Genomic DNA, 22720 nt, shown 5'->3' with positions numbered 1-22720 from the left:
TTTTGATTTTGTATTTTACTTTATTTTATCTCCTCAAATTCGATAACCTTATCGAAGTGGGAATTACTGCCTTTTTCTTTTATAATATTTTCATTGTTTACAGTAGAATAATGTTTTTGCTGGCTGAACTTAGTCATTATCTCAATAAATTCTGAGATATCTTCCTTAGAAGTAGACAAAACTTCCGCTTTTTCCCTCTCCATATCCTCTAAGCTTATATCATAAAGGTAGTGGGTATATGAAAGGTTCATAAGGGTATCAGGAGTATAAGCCTGATAGTATTTTGCCATACTTTTCAGGATAAATCCGTCAAATTTTTCCTGCTTTATATCCAATTCACCCTGTAAATAATTAGGTATTTCCTTATAGGTATCGATAGTTTTATCCACTTCTCCATCCCTATAAGATGAAGCCACTATATCCCTGTTTAATGTGATATAGAACCAGGCACCATAGGCACCATTTTGCACTCTGATCTTGTTGTTTAAATATTCATTGATCATATTAGACATAATCTTATATTTTCCGTTGTACTCATAGCCCATATCTACCAGGTTATTCCCCCAAGAGGTAGATCCATTCTGGGCTGGTACTGTAATGGCTAAATTAGAATTTTCTAGCTTTCCATAACTTTCCTTTTCAATAGGTATATCATTCATCTTACTTAAAAGAGGTGTGATATCATTTTTGAAGTTTTCATAGTTCCCTCTGTTGGCGTAGAAGATAAGTAAGTTATGTTTATTGAATATTTTTTCTCTGATGTTTTTCATATCTTCCTGTAATTGTATAAAGTTTTCATCATAATTTTCTAGAATTTTATTTAATTTAGTCAGCATAGGAGGATAGACATAGTAACCTCTACCTCCAAAATTAACTTCCTCATCTAAATAATAGTTATAGTTTGGATTGATCATAGACATAGCTTTGATTACCGACATCCTGTTAATAACATTGGCATCTGAAGAGCTAGTTAAGATTGAATCACGGAGACCTTCTAATCTCTTTTTGATCTCTAATTTATTGTCAAAATTTCCCTCTAAGAATAAATTTTCTAGTGTATTGTATACTTCTGCGCTGTCATCCTGAAGATATTCAAAATTTATTACAAATCTTCTGGAGATACTGTCGTTACCTAAAAGAGAAGTCCTGTTGTTTAAACTAAGTTTGAAAAAATATTTAGTTAAATTATTAGAGGTCTCCTCAAAGGAGAAGTCTTTGGTACTGCTGGTTGTCATCAGATATGAAAATAACTCCGAGTCTAGTTTTTCAGATTGATCTAAACCGCTGGCATCGAATTTTAAAGAAACTAAGTTGATATCGTAGGTATTGATATCGTTGTCTACAAATGTGACTCCATCTACAGATTCTTTACTTCTTTTTACAGTAGGAATCTCTGAATCAGAAAGATCATCTAGTTTCACACTGGGGATAGAATCGATAATTTTTTTATCTACAGGTTCCTTTGACCAGGCATTGAACTTTTTAATCTCTTTATTTAAATTTTCTAATTCTTTATCGTTTAGACTTTCTTCAAATTTGTTTAACTTTTCTTTTTCCAAAGTTTCATTTTCAGCTAAAAGATCTTCGTCTGGAGTGAAGAAAATCTCCAATTTATTGGTATTGTTTACGAAGTATTCCTTTATTAATTTTTTAATTTTTTCAGGATTATTAGCCAAATCTTCCAATATTTTTATCTTATCGTCAGAGATAAATAGATATGGTTTGTCATAATAAAAATAACTTGTAGCTATACTGGTTGTCAGATCAGATGCTCTTTCTTTGGAGTATTGAGACTTAGCCAGTTGTTTTTTATAATCTCTCAGAGCTAGTTCAACGATCTCAGGGTCTACTCCTGTTTTAGCGATCTCCTTCATCTTAGTATCCATCAACTTTCTAAATTTAGCAACTTCTTCCTTCTTTGCACCCTGGATAAGGTAATATCCTCTTGGCTGGATGGTATTATCGTTATAAAGACCAAAACTACCGCTGAATTTTTCATCCACAAATAATTTTTTTAGTGGAGAGATCTCATAGTCGGCCAAAAGAGATGTTATAAACATAAGTTCCGGTAGGGATGTCTTAGGTTTCATAAGGGTTCCGTAGATATAGATATTTGGAGATCCCTTAGGAGCGGGATAACTCTCATTATGGAATTCGTCCTTTAACTCTGTATTCTGAGTCTCAATTTCAGCTACCTCTGATTTGTCATATTGGCTGTAGTATTCATCTAATTTAGCTAATGTTTTCTTTATATCCTGTTTTCCTGCTAAGACCACAATGGAATTAGAGGGAGTATAGTATTTTTCGTGAGTTTTTCTTAGATGATCCAGGTCTAAATTTGGGATACTGCTGGGTAACCCTCCAGAAGAAAACCTGTAGTTTGCCATCTCATCTGGATACATCAATCTATTCATTCTAAAAGATAGGTTTCTATATGGGTTAGAAAAAGCTCCCTTCATCTCATTATAAACTATCCCATTTATGATTAATTCACCGTTATTTGGGTTTCTATCATATCTCCATCCCTCTCTTTTTAAGGTATTTTCATCTTCTAATACCAGTGGATTGAAAACGGCATCTAAATAGATATCCATAAGATTATTAAAAGATTTTGGTTCCACTGCTGAAAATGGATAAACTGTATAGTCCTGACCAGTCATAGCGTTTAAAAATGACGGGATATTTTTGGTATCCAGTTCATAGAATAAATTTTTATCCGGGTATTTTTTGGATCCCTGTAAAACAGCATGTTCAAATACGTGATTTACTCCGGTGTCATCCACTACGGGAGTTTTAAATGCAATACCAAAAACTTTTTCAGGAGATTGGTCGTCTAAATAAATAACGTGAGCACCTGTTTTTATATGTTCATAGGTATAACTTGTAGCTCCTAAATTTTTAACCTCTCTCGTTTCGATGAGTTTAAACATCTCTTTTTCTTTTTCGACTTCTTTCTTGCCACAAGAGATAAGGAAAGAAAGGGTCATAAGTAGCATTAGTAATTTCATAGTGCCTCCATTGTATATATTTTATAAGAATACTAGAAGTTTACACTATATTGATTGTAATAACAAATATTTAGATTCAAATCTTAAATTTATATATATTGATTATATAAGGTATAATAGTGTTATAACTTTTTTGTATTTTTATTAGCAGCAGGACTAAAAAAATAGATTATAGAGGGAGATATTTAAATAAATTTATAGGAGGGAATGGATGATTGAATTAAAGGGTATAGTTAAAAATTTCGGAAGGTCAGAAATAATTAAAAATATATCTATAGAGTTTGAACGTGGAAAATTCTATTGTTTAATAGGAGAATCGGGATGCGGTAAAACAACGATTATGAAAATGATAAATAAATTAATAGAACTATCTTCAGGAGAGGTTTTAATAGATGGGAAAAATATAAAGGATTATAATCCGGTCCTTTTGAGGAGAAAAATAGGGTATGTTATTCAAAAGGTCGGATTATTCCCGCACATGACAATAGGGCAAAATATAGAAGCTGTTCCCAGTCTATTAAAATGGAGTAAGGAAAAATCCAGAGAAAGAGCGATGGAATTATTGGAATTGGTAGATTTAGATGGGGGATATTATGACAAATATCCAGAAGAACTATCAGGAGGACAGCAGCAGAGAATTGGGATAGCCAGAGCCTTAGCTGTAAATCCGGATATTATCCTAATGGATGAACCCTTTTCAGCATTGGATCCCATTACCCGTGAAAACTTACAGGATGAACTGATTTCCCTACAGGAAAAATTAAAAAAGACAATTATTTTTGTGACCCATGATATGGATGAGGCTATCAAATTGGCGGATAAGATAGCTATATTAAGGGATGGAAAGATCTTGCAATTTGATACTCCGGAAAATATCTTACACTACCCTAAAGATTCTTTTGTAGAATATTTTATAGGGAATGACAGACTCTGGAAAACTCCTGAGATGTTATTGGTAAAAGATATTATGAAGACTAAAATCCCTGTGGTACAGGAAAGTTCCCATATAGCAAGGGCCTATGAGAAGATGAAAAATTATGATATCGATGCTGTTTTTGTTGTGAAGCAGGAGGGGAGAGATAACAAAATAAAGGGAATAATCACTAAAAAATTAATCTTTCATAAAAGAGAAATTTTAACTGCAGAAACAGACATAAAAGATCTGATGTATACGGATTTTATTACCCTGGGTGAAAGAGAGAATTTATTGGATGTACTTAATAAAATAAAGGACAGTAAACTCAAGGTTTTTCCGGTGAATGATGAAAACGGAAATTTAATAGGAGCAATAACTCCGTCTAATCTATTGAATGTCATTTCAGATATAACCCCATCTATAGTGGAGGTGAACTAAATGGAATTTACAAATTTTATAGCTAAATATAAAGCGGAGCTTTTAAGAGCTCTTTTGGAACATCTGCAGATCTCTTTAACTGCAGTGACTTTGGCAATTTTAATCGGTATTCCTGTTGGGATATATATATCTAAAAGTAAAAAGATTTCAAAGCATGTTTTGAGTGTCGTAAGTGTTTTTCAAACGGTTCCCAGTCTGGCATTGTTCGGACTTATCATTCCGGTTCTTGGAATAGGAGTAAAACCGGCGGTATTTGTTTTATTTTTATATGCATTGCTGCCGATCATTATGAATACATATATAGGTATCACCGAGGTAGAGGACTTTTTAATTGAAAGTGCAACAGGTATAGGGATGAGCAATAAACAGATCTTATTCAGGATTAAACTGCCCCTTGCTATTCCCGTTATGATGGGAGGGATCAAAGTATCTACAGTTGCCAGTATAGGAACGACGACAATTGCAGCCTTGATTGGAGCAGGAGGATTCGGTAGTTTTATATTTAGAGGGATTTCAATGAATAATAATCAATTGATATTGCTGGGAGCAATCCCTACGGCCCTACTTGCAATTATGTTAAATTATATAATGGGGGTAGCTGAAACAGCGCTGACTCCTAAGAGAAAATCTACTGAAACCAGTTATATACAGAGAAACAGAAAAAAAGTTTTAGGTGGGATCCTAATGGCTCTCTTAATTCCAATAATAGCTGTAGGGAGTGCAAAGTATAAAGAATACAGGGAAATGAAAAATACTATTGTAGTGGGGCATAAAAGTTTTACAGAACAGAGAATATTAGGAGAAGTATACGGGAAATTAATAGAAAAATACACTAATTACAACAGCAAAGTTATTGAGCTCGGAGGGACTCAGATTGCATTTGGAGCCTTGGAAAAAGGGGAAATAGACCTGTATCCGGAGTATACAGGAACTGCTTATATGTCTATTTTTAAACAAAAGAAGATCTATGACAGGGACAAAACTTATGAAATCGTTAAAAATAAGTTTAAAGAGGAATATGGCTTTAAATATTTGAAACCGCTACGATTCAACAACACCTACGTATTTCTTACAAGTGAAGAAAACAAAGTAAAATATAATCTAAAAAACATTTCAGATATAAAAAAATATAATGGAGACTTCCAGCTTGGGGGTTCTAATGAATATATAGAGAGACCTGACGGGAATGGAGCACTGAATAAAACCTATGGACTTGAATTTAAAGGAGTCAAGGGGATGGATCCGGGATTATTATTCACAGCTATCAACAATAAGGAGCTAGATGTTATTGTGGGGTTTGGTACCGATGGCAGGATAAAAAAATATAATTTGAAGATCATAAATGATAATAAGAACTTTTTTCCACCGTATAATGTGGCTCCTATATTAAATAAAAGAGTTTTAAATGAATATCCCGAATTGGTTGAGATATTCAATAAACTTGCAGGGAAAATTTCAGATGAACAGATGCAGGAGTTAAATTATCTTGTAGATGAAGAGGGTTATACTCCCAAGGAAGCAGCAGAAAAATTTATAGATGAATTTACAAAATAAAATTATTTTTATGAGTGAATTTTAATCTTATAAAATATATAGATAAAAAGACTTAAGAACATGCTTTGCAGGTCTTAGGTCTTTTTTTAAAACTGTTATTCTCTTTCAATCGTGGTATAATCTTATTGTGAAATATTAATTAATAAGCGGGGTGAATTATGGGTAAAATAATATTTTTAATAGCGGGATTATTGATTTTTACCTCCTGTTATAAGATAGATAGTAAAACCTACAAGGCGACAGGGTACAATGAAAGGGTTAGGTTTATAGTACTTCATTATACTGCAATAGATACAGACAGGTCCATCAGAGCACTAACCCAGGGGAAAGTAAGTTCCCATTATTTGGTAACAGATAAAAGATGGGACTCTATATATCAATTAGTGCCTCTTGAAAAAAGGGCATGGCATGCAGGTATAAGTGAATTTGGAGGGAGGACCAACTTAAACGACAGCTCTATAGGGATAGAGATAGTCAATAAGGGGTACAAAAAAACAGTTGTAGACTTAGATACAGAAAGTGAAATTAAAAATATAGCTAACAGGGAATTTTACCCCTATGAGGATTATCAAATAAAAAAAATAGGAAGACTTCTCCAAGATTTAGTAAAGGAATATAAGATATCTCCTAAAAATGTATTGGGGCATTCAGACATAGCACCTACAAGAAAACAGGATCCAGGGCCTATGTTCCCATGGGAGGAGTTGTATAGGAAATATGGTGTAGGAGCCTGGTATGAGATGGAAGATTTTCATAAATTCTACGATGAAGAATTGTATGAAAAATATAGTGAAGCAGATATTCAGATGGAACTTAGAAGGTATGGGTATGGGATTAAAATAAGCGGGGAAAATGATGGAGAAACTATAAAGGTTATAGGAGCTTTTCAAGCTCATTTCAGACCGGCTAGAGTAACAGGAGAGATGGATTTAGAGACCTTTGCAATTTTAAAAGCACTCAATAAAAAGTATAGTTAGTAGAAGGTCAAAAGACGATGGTAAACAAAATAAATTATATAAGGTGTTCTCATTAATGGGCATGTGTGTAATTGGAACTAAAAAATAATCTATGATAATTAGGTGTTGAGTTCAATTATGGTCAGCATCGTTAGTTTTCGAGGTTTTTATTCGTGGAAAAAAAATGATAAATATGGTAGAATATGCAGATATTATAAGGAATTTAGAGGAGGATTAGGGGCTGATATGGAAACTAATAAATTGATAATAAACGGGATATTTTATGTGATACTTACGACTTTTTTTATTTTCTTATGGTTGAAAGAGAAAAAAGTAGTGGCGCAGATAAGAGTTTACAGAGATAGATTTTCAGAATCTATAATTAAAAAGTTAAATATAAAGTCTAAATATGGAAAAGCAGGAATAAAAAAAACTATTAACTTTACTGAAGCAATAGGATCAGCGCTAATCTTAGTACTTATAATTCAAAAATTTTATTTAGGGAACTTTTTAGTACCTACAGGATCTATGATCCCGACTATTGTTCCAAAGGACAGATTGTTTGGAAATATGGTGATCTATAAATTCACTGAGCCTTCAAGGGAAGACATAATAGTGTTTAAGGAGCCTGTAGAAAATAAGGTATTATATACAAAGAGACTTATGGGGCTCCCTGGTGAGACTGTAGAAATCTATGGTGAAAGACTGGTAATAGACGGGAAACAGGTATCAGACAGGAGATATTCTAACTTAGGAGAGCTAGATTATAATCAGTGGATAGTTCCTAAGAAAGGGGATAAATTGACTATAATTCCCATGGAAAATTACAGTGAAGAATTTAAACAAAATAATGTAAAGATAGCTGAAGTTCAAAAATATTTATTGGATAAACCTGGGGCACTGGCTCAGGTATTACCAAATGTAGATTTTTATATAAATGGCAAAAAAACAGGGATGATACTAGACTATATCCATGATGAAGAGGTATTAAACAAATTGTTATCTGGAGAAACGATAGAAACTACCATACCTGAGGATTATTTCTTAGCACTAGGAGATAATACCGATGGAAGTTATGATGGCAGAATGTGGGGATTTGTAGCTCAGCATAGGATTGAAGGAAAAGCTTTTGTAAGATTTTGGCCATTGAATAGAATCGGATTGTTAAAGTAAAAAAGAGGTGAGAGGGTGTTTTTAAACTCTATAAATTATTTTAGAGGAATAGCTATATTTATAATCGTTTTAGGACATAGTTATTGGCTGGCAGGTTTTGAGGCAACGACAAATGCAGAGAAAACTTTTGAAGCTATAGCTACAGGGGGGACAGCATTATTTGTATTTGTTTCCGGATTTATGTTCCACCATGTTTTTTATAAGAGAACATTTGACTATAAAAAATTCCTGATGAACAAGGGAAAAAATGTAGTGATACCTTATTTAATAATGTCTGGTTATGTGATCTATAAGGCTGTATTTATTAAAGGAAGTTATTTGAATTTAAAAGATATAGGTATAGAGATAAACAATAAGATTACTGCAATTTTATTTTATTATGGGACAGGCTACCATATGATAGCCTATTGGTATATACCCTTTGCAATCTTATTGTTTGTAGCTTCTCCAATCTATTTGAGATATATAAAATTAAGTAATAAAACACAGATTATATTGATAGTGGCAGGGATAATTTTATCAGGCTTTATCCACAGGCCGACTAATAATTTTAACACCTTACAGTCGCTTATTTATTTTTCACCAATCTACGTAATGGGAATTTGGTCATCTATAAATAAGAGCATTATCTATGAAAAATTAAAGGGTAAAGAGATATGGCTGGCTCTGGGATTTTTAGCTATGGGTTATTTCCAGGGGGTAGTGCTGGATCATCCGTATAATTATCAAAAAGCTATATTTGAATATAGAGGAATAGACCTGACGATCTATCAAAAAGTATTTATGATCTATTTCTTAATGATCTTACTTCACAGGCTGGAAGATAAAAAAATATGGATATTGGACTTTATGGCTAAGTATAGTTTTGCAGTGTTTTTTATCCATGGATACCTTCTGATGAATGGGATGGAGTTAAAGAAAGTTCTGGGATTAAATTTTCAGAGCGGGATATTAGGTCTGTTAATAATTGCCTTTGTGATAACCATGGGGTCGTGTTTTATAGCTTCTCTCATAAAAAAAGTTTTGCCCAAGCACAGTAGAAAATTAATAGGAGCATGATAAAAAATGATAGATATAAGAGAGGTAGAAGAGGATGAATTGATGGACCTTTTTGATATAGAGCAGATTTCCTTTAAAAATAGTTACAGGATCTCAACTTTGGCTGATATGTACGGGAACCCATCTTATAAATTCCTCGGAATATTTAACAGGAACAGGCTGGCAGGTTATATTATACTGCTCGATAGTATAGATATATATGAGGTGATAAAGGTAGCTGTTTCTCCTAATTATAGAGGGAGAGGACTGGGGAAAAAACTTTTAACTTCTGTTTTGAAAGATCTGGATAAAAACTTGATCTTAGAGGTAAGGGTATCCAATGAAACGGCCATCAGCCTATATGAAGGTCTGGGATTTAAAAAGATCAATATCCGAAAGGGATATTATGGAGATACAGGGGAAGACGGTATAGTTTATCTGTTTGAAACTTCTTCTTGCAATTAAAGGAAGAGGTAATGTAGTGTGGTTTAGAATTTTTTCCTGATGCAGGAAAGGATGGTAAAAGAGGGGTTTATGGAATATAAATTTATTGAAGATAGAGATATAATAGAGTTTGCAGAAAAACACCTGCACCTTTCATATTCTGCTGAAAAAGAGGTAGGAGAATTTTTTAAGGAATTAAAAAATATAAAGGGTATAAATTTTTTAGAATTTATAGAAAAAATGAAGATAGAATTAAACAATAACAGAAAACACGACACAATGAAGTTTTTAAAGATCATAAGGGAATATAGAAATCCTGTTATGAGTAAAGCTATGAATAAAGTTAAGGGGTTATCAAATTCAATAAAAAATAAGGGATTGGTAGTGGATGTCCCTAAAAATTTAGAGGGAGATACACTGACTTTAACTTGGACAATAAGATCGGCAGAAGATGTGGAAAAAATAATGTCTCATCTGGAAAAAAAGAAGGAAGACATAAAGAGTTTAATAACTACCATAAAATGTGGTGGATAAAAATATATTAGGAGATGAAGAGAATAATGATGAATGTATATTCAAACCCGTTAGTAGAGAGATATGGATCTAAAGAGATGTTAGAAAACTTTTCACCGAATAAGAAATTTTCAAGCTGGAGAAGGCTTTGGATTGCCTTGGCAGAATCAGAGAAAGAATTAGGATTGAATATAACCGATGAACAGATAGCAGAGATGAAAAAATATGTAAACGATATCAACTATGATGTTGCAGCAGAAAGAGAATTAGAGGTAAGACATGATGTAATGGCCCATGTACATGCATTTGGTGTACAGGCACCAACAGCAGCACCAATTATCCATTTAGGGGCAACTTCTGCTTACGTAGGAGACAACACAGATTTGATTCAAATAAAAGACGGGTACGAGATCTTAAAGAAGAAATTTGTAAATGTATTTAAAAATATGTCTGATTTCGCAATGGAATATAAAGATCTTCCTACCCTTGGATTTACACATTTCCAAGCTGCACAGCTTACTACTGTAGGAAAGAGAACTACATTATGGTTACAAAGTTTAATGTTAGATTTCGAAGAGTTAGAATTCAGAATGGAAAATATGAGGTTTAGAGGAGTGAAGGGAACGACTGGAACTCAGGCTAGTTTCGAAGAGTTATTCAACGGAGATTATGACAAGGTAAAGCAGCTTGATATGATGGTTTCTAAAAAATTAGGTTTTGACAGAAGATTTATGGTAACAGGTCAAACTTATGATAGAAAGATAGATTCAGAAACATTGAACCTATTGTCTAATATAGCTCAAACAGCTCATAAATTAACTAACGATATCAGATTATTACAACACTTAAAAGAGATAGAGGAACCATTTGGAAAAAAACAAATCGGATCTTCAGCTATGGCATATAAGAGAAATCCAATGAGAAGTGAGAGAGTATCATCACTAGCAAAATTCGTAATAGCTATGCAGCAAAGTACAGCTATGACATCTGCAACTCAATGGTTTGAAAGAACATTAGATGACTCAGCAAATAAGAGATTATCTGTACCACAGGCGTTTTTAGCAGTGGATTCAATATTAGTAATCTTACAAAATATCTTTGATGGAATGGTAGTATATCCAAAGATGATAGAGAAAAGAATTATGTCTGAATTACCATTTATGGCAACTGAATACGTTATCATGGAAGGTGTAAAAAATGGTGGAGACAGACAGGAATTACACGAAAGAATAAGAGAACACTCTATGGAAGCAGGAAAACAAGTTAAGATAGAAGGTAAGGAAAATGACCTTATTGAAAGAATCTTAGCTGATGAATACTTTAACATTGATAAGGAAGAATTAGTGAAAATATTAGATCCAAAGAGATTCGTAGGATTTGCTCCTCAACAAACAGTGGAATTTATAGAGGAAGAGATCAACCCAATCATAAAAAAATATGAGTATTTACTTGGGATGGAAGCTGGCTTAAGAGTATAGTTGTGAAAAGAAATAAAAAAAACGAAAATAAGAAAAGAGAGCTTTATTTAGTAGCCTTTGTGCTGCTAGCTCTCTATTTTTCGTTATTTGAAACTATAATTCCAAAACCCTTTCCATGGATGAAATTGGGGTTAGCTAATCTAGCTACAATAATAGTTTTAGTAAAATTTGGAAAAAAGATGGCCTTTGAGGTTTTGTTTTTAAGGATTCTCATCCAAGGGATGATGATAGGGACTTTGTTTACCCCAGGATTTTTTATAAGTTTGACATCTGGGGTAATAAGTACAGGAGCCATGTGTTTTTTATATAGTTTAAAAAAACATATAAGTCTTGTGGCAATAAGTATTTTTTCAGCTCTGACCCATAATATAGTACAATTGATAGTGGTGTATTTCCTTCTATTTAGAAATACTGATATTATGGGAAGATCTATATTGATATTTGTTATGATATTTTTAGGGATAGGAGTGGTATCTGGAGGAATTATAGGAATTATAGCCAGTAGATTAAAATTGAGACCCTCTAATTTATAGAGGGATATTCATAAATTGCCCGTACAGGAAAATGAGGGTAAAATACAGGGGGATACGAGATGCAAAAGAGAAAATATTTTGGAACAGACGGGATAAGGGGAGAAGCCAACAGGGAACTGACGGTGGATATAGCTATGAGACTGGGATATGCCCTGGCTTATTATTTAAAGAAAAAAAATCCTGATAAAAAAAAGATAGATGTAGTTATTGGAAGTGATACCAGGATATCTGGATATATGTTAAGATCAGCTCTTATGGCAGGGTTGTCTTCAATGGGTGTTCATATTACCTATGTAGGAGTGTTGCCAACTCCAGGTGTGGCATACCTTACCCAGGCAAAATCAGCTGATGCAGGAATAATGATCTCAGCTTCTCATAATCCGGCTAAGGATAATGGGATAAAGATATTTAGAAGTAATGGTACAAAGTTACCAGATGAGATAGAGTTGGAATTAGAAGGTTTAATGGATAACTATGAGGAAATTTCGAAGGAATGTGTAGCAGGGGACAAGGTTGGTAAAGTTCTAATGGAAGATGACGATTATTTCTTATATAGAGATTTCTTATTATCTACTGTAAAGGGAGATTTTTCAGGGATGAAGATAATCTTAGATTCAGCTAATGGAGCAGCATTTAAATTAGCCAGATCAATATTTTCAAGATTAGGAGCAGAGATAGTATCTATAAATGACCTGCCTAATGGAACGAATATAAATGTAAAGTGTGGATCTACTCATCCGGAAATTTTAGCTAAAGTTGTAGTTGGGTACAGTGCAGATCTAGGACTAGCCTATGATGGAGATGCCGACAGATTGATGGCAGTAGATAAATTCGGAAATATAATAGATGGAGACAAGATCATATCTATATTAGCTTTAAATTTAAAAGAGAAAGATGAGTTAAACAATAATAAGGTAGTGACTACTGTCATGAGTAATATGGGATTTGAAAAATACCTTGAAAACAAAGGAATTACTTTAGTAAGAGCTAATGTAGGAGACAGATATGTGATAGCTAAGATGAAGGAACAAGGACTGAATCTTGGAGGGGAGCAATCAGGACACATAATAATGTCAGATTACAATACTACAGGAGACGGAATCTTAGTATCTCTAAAATTAGTAGAAGCACTCCGTGACTGTGAGAAATCTATAGATGAATTAGTGTCTGGTATAGTTGACTGGCCGCAAATTTTAATCAATGTAAGGGTAGAAAATTCTAAGAAAAATACTTGGAATGAAAATAGTGCAATAAAAGAGATTATAAGGATAAAGGAAAAAGAGATGGACGGGTTAGGAAGAGTATTAGTTAGAACTTCTGGAACGGAACCGCTAGTAAGGGTAATGGTAGAAGGAAAAGATAAAACTCAAGTAGATTCAGTGGCAGCTGAGATAGCAGATGTAGTAAAAAAAGAATTAGGATAATTAAATAAAAAGAGGTTCTTTATAAGGGTCTCTTTTTATCTGAAAATCACCTAAAAAATTATAAAAACAGAGGATGATGAGTATGTATAAAAATTTTTCCAAAGTATACGATATAATGATGGAATATGCAGATTATGATGGATGGAAGAATATCATCGAAGAAAAGATTGAAAGGTATGGAGATTCTCCTAAAACTATCTTAGATTTAGGATGCGGGACAGGAGAAGTACTCCTCAGATTAATTTCTGATTATGAGATGACAGGAGTAGATCTATCCAAAGAGATGGTGGAAATAGCCAATAGAAAGATAGATTCAGCATCATTTTATGTGCAGGATATGAGGGGATTAAAATTAGAGAAAAAACATGATGTGGTTATCTCTCTTTTTGACACGGTAAATCATTTGATCTCTTTAGAGGGACTGAAAAAAACTTTTTCCAGTGTATGGGAAAATTTAAATGAAGATGGGCTCTATATATTTGATGTAGTTACCAGAGAACTGATGGAAGAGATGTTTCCAGGGGGGAACTTTATAGATGATAGGGGAGATATAATGATCATCTGGGAACATGAGGAAGATATAGAGGAAGGGATAGATTATGTGGATACTACTTTCTTTGTAAAACAAAAAAATGGGATGTTTAAAAAGATAACAGAGGAATATGTTAAGAAGATATTTACTGTGGATGAGATAATGAATACTGCTAAAGAAGTAGGGTTTCAAGTGGTAGAAGTAGAAGAAAACTCTGAATTAGCAGGAGAAAGAATATTCTTTACTCTTAAAAAATAATTAAAAATTGGACACATAGTTGTACAGAAAAGAGAGTTATACAGAGAAAATAATGAATTTATGTGAACCTCTGTGTCAAAAAACTTTAAATTGATAGGGAAATAAGTGTTTCTCTGATTGACTAGTACGAAAAAATTATATTTAATAAATATGGTTTTTACGATGTCAAAGGAGGGAAAGGGAGAAAAAATGGAAAAGAACAGAAAAAATATCATGGTAATATCATATATCATGTTTGCGTATATGGGGATAGCTTTTTTATCCCAAGGGTCCTTAAAATTAGAGATGGCAGACAGTTTTGGAATAACTACCTCAAAATTACAATACTTATTTACAGTATTTTCAACGGCAAGTATGATTACAGTGATTGCCAATAAGGTATTTTTAGATATAGTTCCACTAAAATTAGAGGTTATTTTATCCAGTTTATTTATATTGGTTGGAACATTTTTTATGATTTTGACAAAAGATGTAAATATATTTATGTTGGGATTAATACTGTCAGGTTTAGGGATAGGAGTATATATATCTTTGGCAAGTTATTTGATTATAAATACGTTTACTGAAGATAGAAATGGAAAACTTAATTTTTTACATTTTTCATATTCCATAAGTGCAGTAGTGACTCCTATTATAGCAGCAGCACTCATAGGGGTCAGTCTGAGCTGGAATATGGTATATACGATTCTTCTGACTTTGGTGGCCGTAATTATCTTCCTGGGTTTAAGGACTGACTTTAGTGGTGTTGTCCATGAAAAAGATGAAAAAAATGAATCTGACTCAGCTAAATGGGATTTTAAGGTATATTTATCAGCAGCAATGCTCTTTTTATATGTTTTTACAGAGATGATATTTTCATATTGGATAGTGGAATATATGGTAGGTAAAGGAGCCTATGGAGGGGAAGCTAAGATCTCACTTTCTATATTTTGGTTGTTTATAGCAGGTGGAAGACTGATAGCCGGGAAATTAGGTCATAAATTTACAGTGATCAATATGGTCATAACTCTATTGGTTGTGGCACTGATATCGTACTTTACTTTGATGCTGGTTCAAGGAGTTTGGGTAACCTATATCTTTGTAGGTCTTCTGGGATTTGGATTTTCAAGTTTATATCCGTCTATCATAGCTTTGGGGACTGAGGGAAGAAAAAGTATAAGCCCTAGTCTGATGACCTTTATAATGACTTCGGGGTCTGTAGGAGGGATAATATATTCTCCTGTCTCTGGATGGGTAAGCAGTAACTTTAATGTAATGTTAACTATGGGAATAGGATTAATAACGACTATATTGATGTTATCTATATCACTTTTTTTAAAATTCAAGAAAAAATGATTACTGAAAATTAAGGACGATTGGTCTAAAAAAAAGAGTCCAAAGTGTAAAAATGTTTACATTTTACACATTATATGATAAGATTTTTAGTGAAATTAATAACTTTGGAAATTTATATGTGTGCCGAATGTAATAAAAACGTATGTAAAAGCAAAAAAAAGTATAAATTTAAGAATAAATTAAGAATACAAATGAAAAAACAATACTAATGTATTATTATATCAAGAGTGGTTTAAATATATACCCCTTGACACAACCGACCAGCAGGTAGTAAAGTATTTGTATGAAAATCTCAGTGGGAGGATATGGATATGGGCAGCAAAAATGACATATTTTATTACTTATCTTTATTGACTCAATTGGGGTTCACTATAATATTTAGTATTTTGATATGTATTTTTATCTATAAAGTAATTGCAAAATTTATAGGTGAAAATATATTTTTATTTGTTTTTTTTATAATATTAGGTGTTATAGGGGGATTTTATAACGCTTATAAACTGATAATGAAAAAGAAATGACTTTGTTTTAAGTTTAATTTGAGTGGATAAAAGATTGACTTTATAGCAGAAAATAGAGTAAATTTATAAAAGGGAAAATAAATGAAAAACGAGGTATAATTATGGGAAAAGAATTGAAAATACTCATAAGAAACAGTGTGATAACGTCGGCACTGATACTTATATATGGGATAGTAACTTGGGATAAATTAGTACTGCTGGCTGTGTTTGGCGGCTCTTTAGTTTCGCTTTTGACTTTGTATATGACCATAAGGGACGCAGAAGTTTCGGTACATAGTTCAAATGCTAACAAATTAACGATATTAGGATATACCAAAAGGTATTTTATATATGGAATATTTTTATTTTTAATGGCTAAATTCATCGGGTTTAGTGGTATTGTAATGGGAGGAATGGGACTTTTAAATGTTAAGTTCAACATATTATTATTTGGTGTTAATGGATTTATAAATAAATTGAAACACAGATTAAAAAATTAACTTCATGAAAGGAGGGTAGTTTTACTATGAGTAAGAAACCAATGAGTTTTAAAGTCTTTGCAATGGTAGCGATAGTGGTAGCAGTAGTTATAAACTTTGTATTAAAAGTTGCTGTGAAAGCTGGAGCTGTAAGCGTGATTACGCCGCCACTAGTTGAAGGACCGAAGGTAGTATTCTTTATACCGACTCCTCATAAATTTTCGTTCGCTATGGAAATGGCAAATGGAGGATATGGGATTCCAGTAACAATTACAGTTGTAACAACATGGGCATTGATAGCTTTATTTTTCCTATTTTTCAATTGGGGATTAAAGAATCTTGAGATGGTACCAGGGAAAAAACAAGCATTTTTCGAAACGTTATATGATGTATATGATAGTTTAGTAACACAGATGTTTGGTAAAAGAGGAAAGGAATTTGTAGTTTATATATCAGCTTTAATAAGTTTTATAGCTATATCTAATATTACATCATTTTTTCCAATTCCAGGATTCAGTACAGCAAATGGACAACTTGTAATTTCACCGTTACTTAGATCTCCATCGGCAGACATCAACACTACGTTAGGATTAGCACTTATTACAACATTTATGTTTGTATATATTGCTATTAAAGAAAATGGTATAAAAGGATATGTAGGAGGATTATGTGATCCAACACCAGTTATGTTACCGATGAATATAATCGGAGAATTAGCTAAACCAACTAATATATCTATGCGTTTGTTTGGAAATGCATTTGCAGGAATGGTTATCATGGGACTGTTATATATGGCAGCACCAGCAGTATTACCAGCACCATTACATCTATACTTTGACCTATTCCAAGGTCTGGTACAAAGTTTCGTATTTACCATGTTAACGATGGTATATATTCAAGGGTCAATGGCAACAGAAGATTAAGCAATAACAAAAATTATTTATAAAAAATTTCAGGAGGTAAAAAATTATGGATATGATGACAGCAAAAACAATAATATTAGCAGCTTCAGCTTTAGGTGCTGGGTTAGCAATGATCGCAGGATTAGGGCCAGGAATAGGAGAAGGTTACGCAGCAGGTAAAGCAGTAGAATCTGTAGCAAGACAACCAGAAGCTAAAGGAGATATCATCTCTACAATGGTAATGGGTCAAGCAATCTCAGAATCAACTGGTATCTACTCATTAGTAATCGCTTTAATATTATTATACGCAAATCCATTCATCGGATTATTAGGATAAACTAACTTGAATCTAATAGATAGATTTTAGATTAAATTTCTAAGAGAGGAGGTAGTTAGTTTGAACGAGACAATCATGCCAGCAGTAGGTATAGATATTAATCTATTTTGGCAAATAATAAACTTTGTTATACTTATTTTTGTTTTCAAGAAATATTTTCATAAACCATTGAATGATTTCTTAGAAACAAGAAGAGAAAAAATAGCAGGAGAATTAACTCATGCTAAAAAGGATAGGGAATTAGCAGCTAGCTTAAATGAAGAAGCAGCTATGACAAGAAAAACAGCAAAATTAGAAGCTAACAAGATAATTACTATAGCGGAAAAAAAGGCTGAAGAGAGAAAAGAGCTTATTCTTAAAGAAACAAATGCTACTAGAGAAAAGATGATAGCAACAGCAGAAGCTGATATCGCTAAGATGAAATCTCAAGCTAGAAAAGAATTACAAGTTGAAGCTACTAAGTTAGCAGCGACATTAGCTGAAAAGATGATCAATGAAAAGATGAACAGCGAACTAGGAGGAAACTTACTAGATCAATTCATTGACGAGGTAGGGGATACTAAATGATAGGAGCAAAAGTAGGAAAAAGATATGCTGTAGCAATCTATGAGATTGCTGCAGGAGAAAATAAAGTAAATGAAGTCTATAATACTCTTAATTCTATTATGGAAACATATTTAGAAAATTTAGAGTTTAAAAATTTAGTAGCTCATCCACTTATTTTAAAAGAGGATAAGAAAAGCTTTGTAAAAAAAGTGTTTCCTGACTTTGATGAAATTGAGATGGATATAGTAGATTACTTAATTGACAAAGATAGACTACTAGACATCAGGTCTATTGTAGCAGAGTACTTAAAGATCTATTATGAGAGAAATCAAATAATAGATGTAGAAGCTACTTTTGCATTAGAACCTAGTGAAGTACAAAAAGAAAATCTAATTAAAAAATTAGAGACTAAAACAGGTAAAAAAATAAACTTAACTGTAAAGATAGACAGCTCTATTATCGCAGGTGGAATCCTTAAAATTGGGGACGAAATTACAGACGGTAGTATCAAGAGACAACTAGAAACTTTATGGAAAAAATAGTGGTAGGAGGTGTGCTAGTTGAAAATTAGACCGGAAGAGATCAGCTCTATTATAAAGACTGAAATCGAAAATTATAAAAAATCTTTAGATATAAAAACTTCAGGATCTGTAGTAGAGGTTGGAGACGGAATTGCTAGAATATACGGTTTAAGCAATGCAAAAGCCGGAGAATTATTAGAATTTCCAAATGGTGTAAGAGGAATGGTTCAAAACCTTGAGGAAAATAACGTAGGTGCGGTACTTTTAGGAGACGCAACTGCAGTTAAAGAAGGGGACGAAGTAAGAGCTACAGGAGAAATAGCATCTGTTCCAGCAGGAGAGGCGTTATTAGGAAGAGTAGTAAATGCACTAGGAGATCCAATAGATGGTAAAGGTGAAATAAAAGCCGAAACTAGAATGAATATAGAAAAGAAAGCTACAGGTATCATCCAAAGAAAACCTGTACATGAGCCAATGCAAACTGGAATCAAGTCAATAGACGGAATGGTTCCAATCGGTAGAGGACAAAGAGAACTTATAATCGGAGATAGACAAACTGGTAAAACAGCAGTAGCTATCGATACAATTATAAATCAAAAAGGTACTGGAGTTAAGTGTGTTTACGTAGCAATTGGTCAAAAAAGATCGACTGTAGTAAATATCGTTAAAAAGTTAGAGGATGCAGGAGCTATGGATAACACTATCGTAGTAGCAGCAACAGCATCTGAAGCAGCTTCATTACAATACATTGCACCTTACTCAGGTGTAGCAATGGCAGAATACTTCTCAGAAAAGGGAGAGCACGTTTTAATCATATATGATGATCTTACTAAACATGCCATCGCTTACAGAGAAATGTCATTACTATTAAAGAGACCACCAGGCAGAGAAGCATATCCTGGAGACGTTTTCTATCTACATAGTAGATTATTGGAGAGAGCGGCTAAGTTATCAGATGAGATGGGAGCTGGATCAATCACAGCATTACCAATCATCGAAACTCAAGCAGGAGACGTAGCAGCATATATCCCAACAAACGTAATCTCGATTACAGATGGGCAAATATTCTTAACTACTGACCTATTCAATGCAGGACAAAGACCAGCAGTTGACGCAGGAATATCTGTATCAAGAGTTGGGGGATCAGCTCAAATCAAAGCGATGAAGCAAGTAGCTTCTAAAGTTAAATTAGAGTTATCTCAATATAATGAAGTATTATCTTTCTCACAATTTGGTTCTGACCTGGATAAGGCAACTAAAGCTCAGTTAGAAAGAGGACATAGAATCATGGCAATGTTAAAGCAGGCTCAATATAGACCATATAAAGTAGAAGAGCAAGTAATCTCATTCTACGCTGTAACTAAGGGTCACTTAGATTCAGTTGCATTAGAAGATATCGGTAGATTTGAAAGTGATTTAATAGCTGATTTAAGAAATAATTCTACTGTTTTAAATGAAATAGCAGAAAAGAAAGCTTTAGACAAAGATTTAGAAGCTAAGATAGACAAGGCTATATCAGAATTTAAAGCAAATTTTAGTTAAGTGAGGTGAGATTGTGGCTGCGAATATTAAAGAAATAAAGAGCAGGATCAAAGGAGTACAATCTACCCATAAAATAACTAAGGCAATGGAAGTTGTTTCTTCTACAAAATTCAAGAGATACTCTAAATTAGTAGGAGAATCAAGACCTTATTCAGAGGCCATGGATGGAATATTACGTAATATTGCAACTGGTATTAAGAATGAGAAAAACTCTTTGTTTGATGGAAAAGCTGAAGTTAAGAAGATAGGAGTTGTACTTATGACTTCTGACAGAGGACTTTGCGGGGGATTCAATTCCCAGGCAAACAAGGCTCTTGAAAGACTAAAGGCAGAAAATCCAGATAAGAAAGTTTCAATAATTGCCGTGGGTAAAAAAGGTAGAGATTATTGTAAAAAAAGAGATTATGATTTAAAAGGTGAATATATTCAGTTAATTCCAGAAAGTATGTTTGATAAAGCTAAAGAGATCAGTGAGAATATTGTTGATTTTTATTTAGAAGATATATTTGATGAAGTTTACATCATATATTCAAAATTTGTTTCAGCTGTAAGCTCAGATCTTACGACTAAGAGACTTATTCCTATTGAAAAAGTAGAGAGTGAATCTAATGAGCCGTATATCTTTGAACCTTCAGCAGAATATATATTATCGACATTGTTACCTAAATATCTAAATATAGTATTATATCAATCTATACTAGATAATACGGCCAGTGAGCATGCAGCTAGAAAAACTGCCATGAAAAATGCAACTGACAATGCCGATGAATTAGTAGGAAGTTTAACTCTGCAATTTAACAGAGCTAGACAAGCTGCCATAACACAAGAGATTGCAGAAATCGTAAGTGGATCATTGGCACAGCAATAATAATAAAAGAGGAGGAGAACTTTGGAAAATAAAGGAACTCTTATACAGATAATAGGACCTGTAGTAGACGTAAAGTTCCCAGGAGATTTACCAAAAATTTATAACGCTATAAACATAGAGTTAGAAAATGGTGGAACTCTAGTTGCAGAAGTTCAACAGCATTTAGGAAACAATGTTGTAAGAGCCGTTGCAATGGATGGAACAGATGGTTTACAAAGGGGAATGAATGTAACAGATACTGGAGCAGCTATAACTATTCCAGTTGGAAAAGCAGTATTAGGTAGAATTTTAAACGTATTAGGTGAACCTATCGATGAAGCAGGAGATATAAATCCTGAAGAGACAGCTCCTATACATAGAGATGCACCAAGCTTTGAGGAACAAGGAACAGGAGTAGAAATTCTTGAGACTGGAATCAAAGTAGTAGACTTATTAGCACCATATTTAAAAGGTGGAAAGATCGGTCTATTTGGAGGAGCAGGAGTAGGAAAAACTGTACTTATCATGGAACTTATCAATAACATTGCAAAGGGACATGGAGGACTTTCTGTATTCGCAGGAGTAGGAGAAAGAACAAGAGAAGGTAGAGACTTATTTGATGAAATGACTGAATCTGGAGTTTTAGATAAAACTTCATTAGTTTATGGTCAAATGAATGAACCGCCTGGTGCAAGACAAAGGGTTGCATTAACTGGTCTTACAGTAGCTGAGCATTTTAGAGATAAGGAAGGTCAAGATGTATTATTCTTTATCGACAATATCTTTAGATTTACTCAAGCAGGATCAGAGGTATCAGCGTTATTAGGAAGAATGCCTTCTGCCGTTGGATACCAACCAAACTTAGCAAGTGAGATGGGATCTCTTCAAGAGAGAATCACATCTACAAAAACTGGATCTATCACTTCGGTTCAAGCGGTATACGTACCTGCCGATGACCTTACTGACCCGGCTCCAGCAACAACATTTGCCCATCTAGATGCAACAACAGTTTTATCTAGAAGAATCGCATCATTAGGAATCTACCCAGCAGTAGACCCACTAGATTCTACATCTAGAGTACTTGACCCGCAAGTTGTAGGTCATGAACACTATAAAGTAGCTAGAGATGTACAAGAAGTATTACAAAGATATAAAGAACTTCAAGATATCATCGCAATCTTAGGAATGGATGAATTATCTGATGAAGATAAATTAGCAGTTAGTAGAGCTAGAAAGATCGAAAGATTCTTCTCTCAACCATTTGCTGTTGCAGAGCAGTTTACTGGAATGTCTGGTAAATATGTACCTGTAAAAGATACTATCAAAGGATTTAAAGAAGTCTTAGATGGAGTACATGATGACTTACCTGAGCAAGCTTTCTTATATGTAGGTAGTATCGAAGAAGCTATCGCAAAAGGAAGAGACTTAATGAAGGGGGAATAAGAT

21 protein-coding genes are annotated in these 22720 nt (G+C 33.4%); 20 read left to right on the top strand and 1 reads right to left on the bottom strand.

What is annotated here, in order from left to right:
• Positions 1–20: 20 nt before the first annotated feature.
• Positions 21–3008, bottom strand: a complete 2988-nt coding sequence (locus tag NRK67_05890) for an insulinase family protein (protein UUV19039.1) — start codon at positions 3006–3008, stop codon at positions 21–23.
• 211 nt (positions 3009–3219) lie between these two features.
• On the opposite strand from NRK67_05890, the gene NRK67_05885 reads away from it, so the two are divergent.
• From NRK67_05885 to atpD, 20 genes are all read left to right on the top strand, one after another.
• On the top strand, positions 3220–4362 hold the full coding sequence (locus NRK67_05885) for a betaine/proline/choline family ABC transporter ATP-binding protein (GenBank protein ID UUV19038.1): 1143 nt from the start codon (positions 3220–3222) through the stop codon (positions 4360–4362).
• Positions 4363–5916 carry an ABC transporter permease subunit gene (locus tag NRK67_05880; GenBank protein ID UUV19037.1) on the top strand — a complete coding sequence of 518 codons (1554 nt, stop codon included), beginning with the start codon at positions 4363–4365 and terminating at the stop codon, positions 5914–5916.
• 158 nt (positions 5917–6074) lie between these two features.
• Positions 6075–6893 (top strand): N-acetylmuramoyl-L-alanine amidase, encoded by an 819-nt coding sequence (locus tag NRK67_05875; GenBank protein UUV19036.1) that lies wholly within the window; start codon positions 6075–6077, stop codon positions 6891–6893.
• Positions 6894–7118: 225 nt separating this feature from the next.
• The gene (lepB, locus tag NRK67_05870) at positions 7119–8045 is read left to right on the top strand and encodes a signal peptidase I (GenBank protein UUV19035.1); all 927 of its coding nucleotides are present in this window, start codon (positions 7119–7121) and stop codon (positions 8043–8045) included.
• Between the two features lie 15 nt (positions 8046–8060).
• Positions 8061–9104, top strand: coding sequence for an acyltransferase (locus NRK67_05865; GenBank protein ID UUV19034.1), 1044 nt, complete (start codon positions 8061–8063; stop codon positions 9102–9104).
• A gap of 6 nt (positions 9105–9110) precedes the next feature.
• On the top strand, positions 9111–9548 hold the full coding sequence (gene rimI / locus NRK67_05860) for a ribosomal protein S18-alanine N-acetyltransferase (protein UUV19033.1): 438 nt from the start codon (positions 9111–9113) through the stop codon (positions 9546–9548).
• Positions 9549–9617: 69 nt separating this feature from the next.
• The gene (locus tag NRK67_05855) at positions 9618–10061 is read left to right on the top strand and encodes a hypothetical protein (protein ID UUV19032.1); all 444 of its coding nucleotides are present in this window, start codon (positions 9618–9620) and stop codon (positions 10059–10061) included.
• A gap of 29 nt (positions 10062–10090) precedes the next feature.
• On the top strand, positions 10091–11518 hold the full coding sequence (gene purB, locus NRK67_05850; GenBank protein ID UUV19885.1) for an adenylosuccinate lyase: 1428 nt from the start codon (positions 10091–10093) through the stop codon (positions 11516–11518).
• A 2-nt stretch (positions 11519–11520) separates the two neighbouring features.
• Positions 11521–12051 carry a Gx transporter family protein gene (locus NRK67_05845; GenBank protein UUV19031.1) on the top strand — a complete coding sequence of 177 codons (531 nt, stop codon included), beginning with the start codon at positions 11521–11523 and terminating at the stop codon, positions 12049–12051.
• A gap of 59 nt (positions 12052–12110) precedes the next feature.
• Positions 12111–13475, top strand: coding sequence for a phosphoglucosamine mutase (gene glmM, locus NRK67_05840; GenBank protein ID UUV19030.1), 1365 nt, complete (start codon positions 12111–12113; stop codon positions 13473–13475).
• Positions 13476–13557: 82 nt separating this feature from the next.
• On the top strand, positions 13558–14265 hold the full coding sequence (locus NRK67_05835; GenBank protein UUV19029.1) for a class I SAM-dependent methyltransferase: 708 nt from the start codon (positions 13558–13560) through the stop codon (positions 14263–14265).
• Between the two features lie 189 nt (positions 14266–14454).
• Positions 14455–15600 carry an MFS transporter gene (locus NRK67_05830; protein UUV19028.1) on the top strand — a complete coding sequence of 382 codons (1146 nt, stop codon included), beginning with the start codon at positions 14455–14457 and terminating at the stop codon, positions 15598–15600.
• 622 nt (positions 15601–16222) lie between these two features.
• Positions 16223–16600 (top strand): ATPase, encoded by a 378-nt coding sequence (locus NRK67_05825; protein ID UUV19027.1) that lies wholly within the window; start codon positions 16223–16225, stop codon positions 16598–16600.
• 113 nt (positions 16601–16713) lie between these two features.
• Entirely contained in the window at positions 16714–17502 is a 789-nt protein-coding gene (gene atpB / locus NRK67_05820) for a F0F1 ATP synthase subunit A (GenBank protein ID UUV19884.1), read from the top strand.
• Between the two features lie 46 nt (positions 17503–17548).
• A complete protein-coding gene (atpE, locus tag NRK67_05815; GenBank protein UUV19026.1) occupies positions 17549–17818 on the top strand; it encodes an ATP synthase F0 subunit C in 270 nt (89 codons plus the stop codon).
• A 60-nt stretch (positions 17819–17878) separates the two neighbouring features.
• Positions 17879–18385 (top strand): F0F1 ATP synthase subunit B, encoded by a 507-nt coding sequence (gene atpF, locus NRK67_05810; GenBank protein ID UUV19025.1) that lies wholly within the window; start codon positions 17879–17881, stop codon positions 18383–18385.
• Positions 18382–18906 carry an ATP synthase F1 subunit delta gene (atpH, locus tag NRK67_05805; protein UUV19024.1) on the top strand — a complete coding sequence of 175 codons (525 nt, stop codon included), beginning with the start codon at positions 18382–18384 and terminating at the stop codon, positions 18904–18906. Before atpF ends, atpH begins: the two co-directional genes overlap by 4 nt.
• A gap of 18 nt (positions 18907–18924) precedes the next feature.
• Positions 18925–20427: a F0F1 ATP synthase subunit alpha gene (gene atpA / locus NRK67_05800; protein UUV19023.1), complete on the top strand. Its 1503-nt coding sequence runs from the start codon at positions 18925–18927 to the stop codon at positions 20425–20427.
• A gap of 13 nt (positions 20428–20440) precedes the next feature.
• Positions 20441–21295, top strand: coding sequence for an ATP synthase F1 subunit gamma (atpG, locus tag NRK67_05795; GenBank protein UUV19022.1), 855 nt, complete (start codon positions 20441–20443; stop codon positions 21293–21295).
• A 21-nt stretch (positions 21296–21316) separates the two neighbouring features.
• Complete coding sequence (atpD, locus tag NRK67_05790) at positions 21317–22717, top strand: F0F1 ATP synthase subunit beta (GenBank protein ID UUV19021.1); 1401 nt, start codon at positions 21317–21319, stop codon at positions 22715–22717.
• Positions 22718–22720 lie beyond the last annotated feature (3 nt).

Source organism: Fusobacteria bacterium ZRK30, from assembly GCA_024628785.1.
Lineage (GTDB): Bacteria > Fusobacteriota > Fusobacteriia > Fusobacteriales > Fusobacteriaceae > Psychrilyobacter.
The sequence above is the reverse complement of the archived record's forward strand: the minus strand, read 5'-3'. Positions and strand labels throughout refer to the sequence as shown.

Excerpts from the sequence above, each read along its gene's own strand:
- NRK67_05855 (UUV19032.1), top strand. The coding sequence starts at position 9,618 with ATGGAATATAAATTTATTGAAGATAGAGATATAATAGAGTTTGCAGAA.
- purB (UUV19885.1), top strand. The coding sequence starts at position 10,091 with ATGAATGTATATTCAAACCCGTTAGTAGAGAGATATGGATCTAAAGAG.
- NRK67_05875 (UUV19036.1), top strand. The coding sequence starts at position 6,075 with ATGGGTAAAATAATATTTTTAATAGCGGGATTATTGATTTTTACCTCC.
- rimI (UUV19033.1), top strand. The coding sequence starts at position 9,111 with ATGATAGATATAAGAGAGGTAGAAGAGGATGAATTGATGGACCTTTTT.
- atpE (UUV19026.1), top strand. The coding sequence starts at position 17,549 with ATGGATATGATGACAGCAAAAACAATAATATTAGCAGCTTCAGCTTTA.
- glmM (UUV19030.1), top strand. The coding sequence starts at position 12,111 with ATGCAAAAGAGAAAATATTTTGGAACAGACGGGATAAGGGGAGAAGCC.
- NRK67_05885 (UUV19038.1), top strand. The coding sequence starts at position 3,220 with ATGATTGAATTAAAGGGTATAGTTAAAAATTTCGGAAGGTCAGAAATA.
- NRK67_05830 (UUV19028.1), top strand. The coding sequence starts at position 14,455 with ATGGAAAAGAACAGAAAAAATATCATGGTAATATCATATATCATGTTT.
- NRK67_05880 (UUV19037.1), top strand. The coding sequence starts at position 4,363 with ATGGAATTTACAAATTTTATAGCTAAATATAAAGCGGAGCTTTTAAGA.
- lepB (UUV19035.1), top strand. The coding sequence starts at position 7,119 with ATGGAAACTAATAAATTGATAATAAACGGGATATTTTATGTGATACTT.
- NRK67_05835 (UUV19029.1), top strand. The coding sequence starts at position 13,558 with ATGTATAAAAATTTTTCCAAAGTATACGATATAATGATGGAATATGCA.
- atpH (UUV19024.1), top strand. The coding sequence starts at position 18,382 with ATGATAGGAGCAAAAGTAGGAAAAAGATATGCTGTAGCAATCTATGAG.
- NRK67_05890 (UUV19039.1), bottom strand. The coding sequence starts at position 3,008 with ATGAAATTACTAATGCTACTTATGACCCTTTCTTTCCTTATCTCTTGT.
- NRK67_05825 (UUV19027.1), top strand. The coding sequence starts at position 16,223 with ATGGGAAAAGAATTGAAAATACTCATAAGAAACAGTGTGATAACGTCG.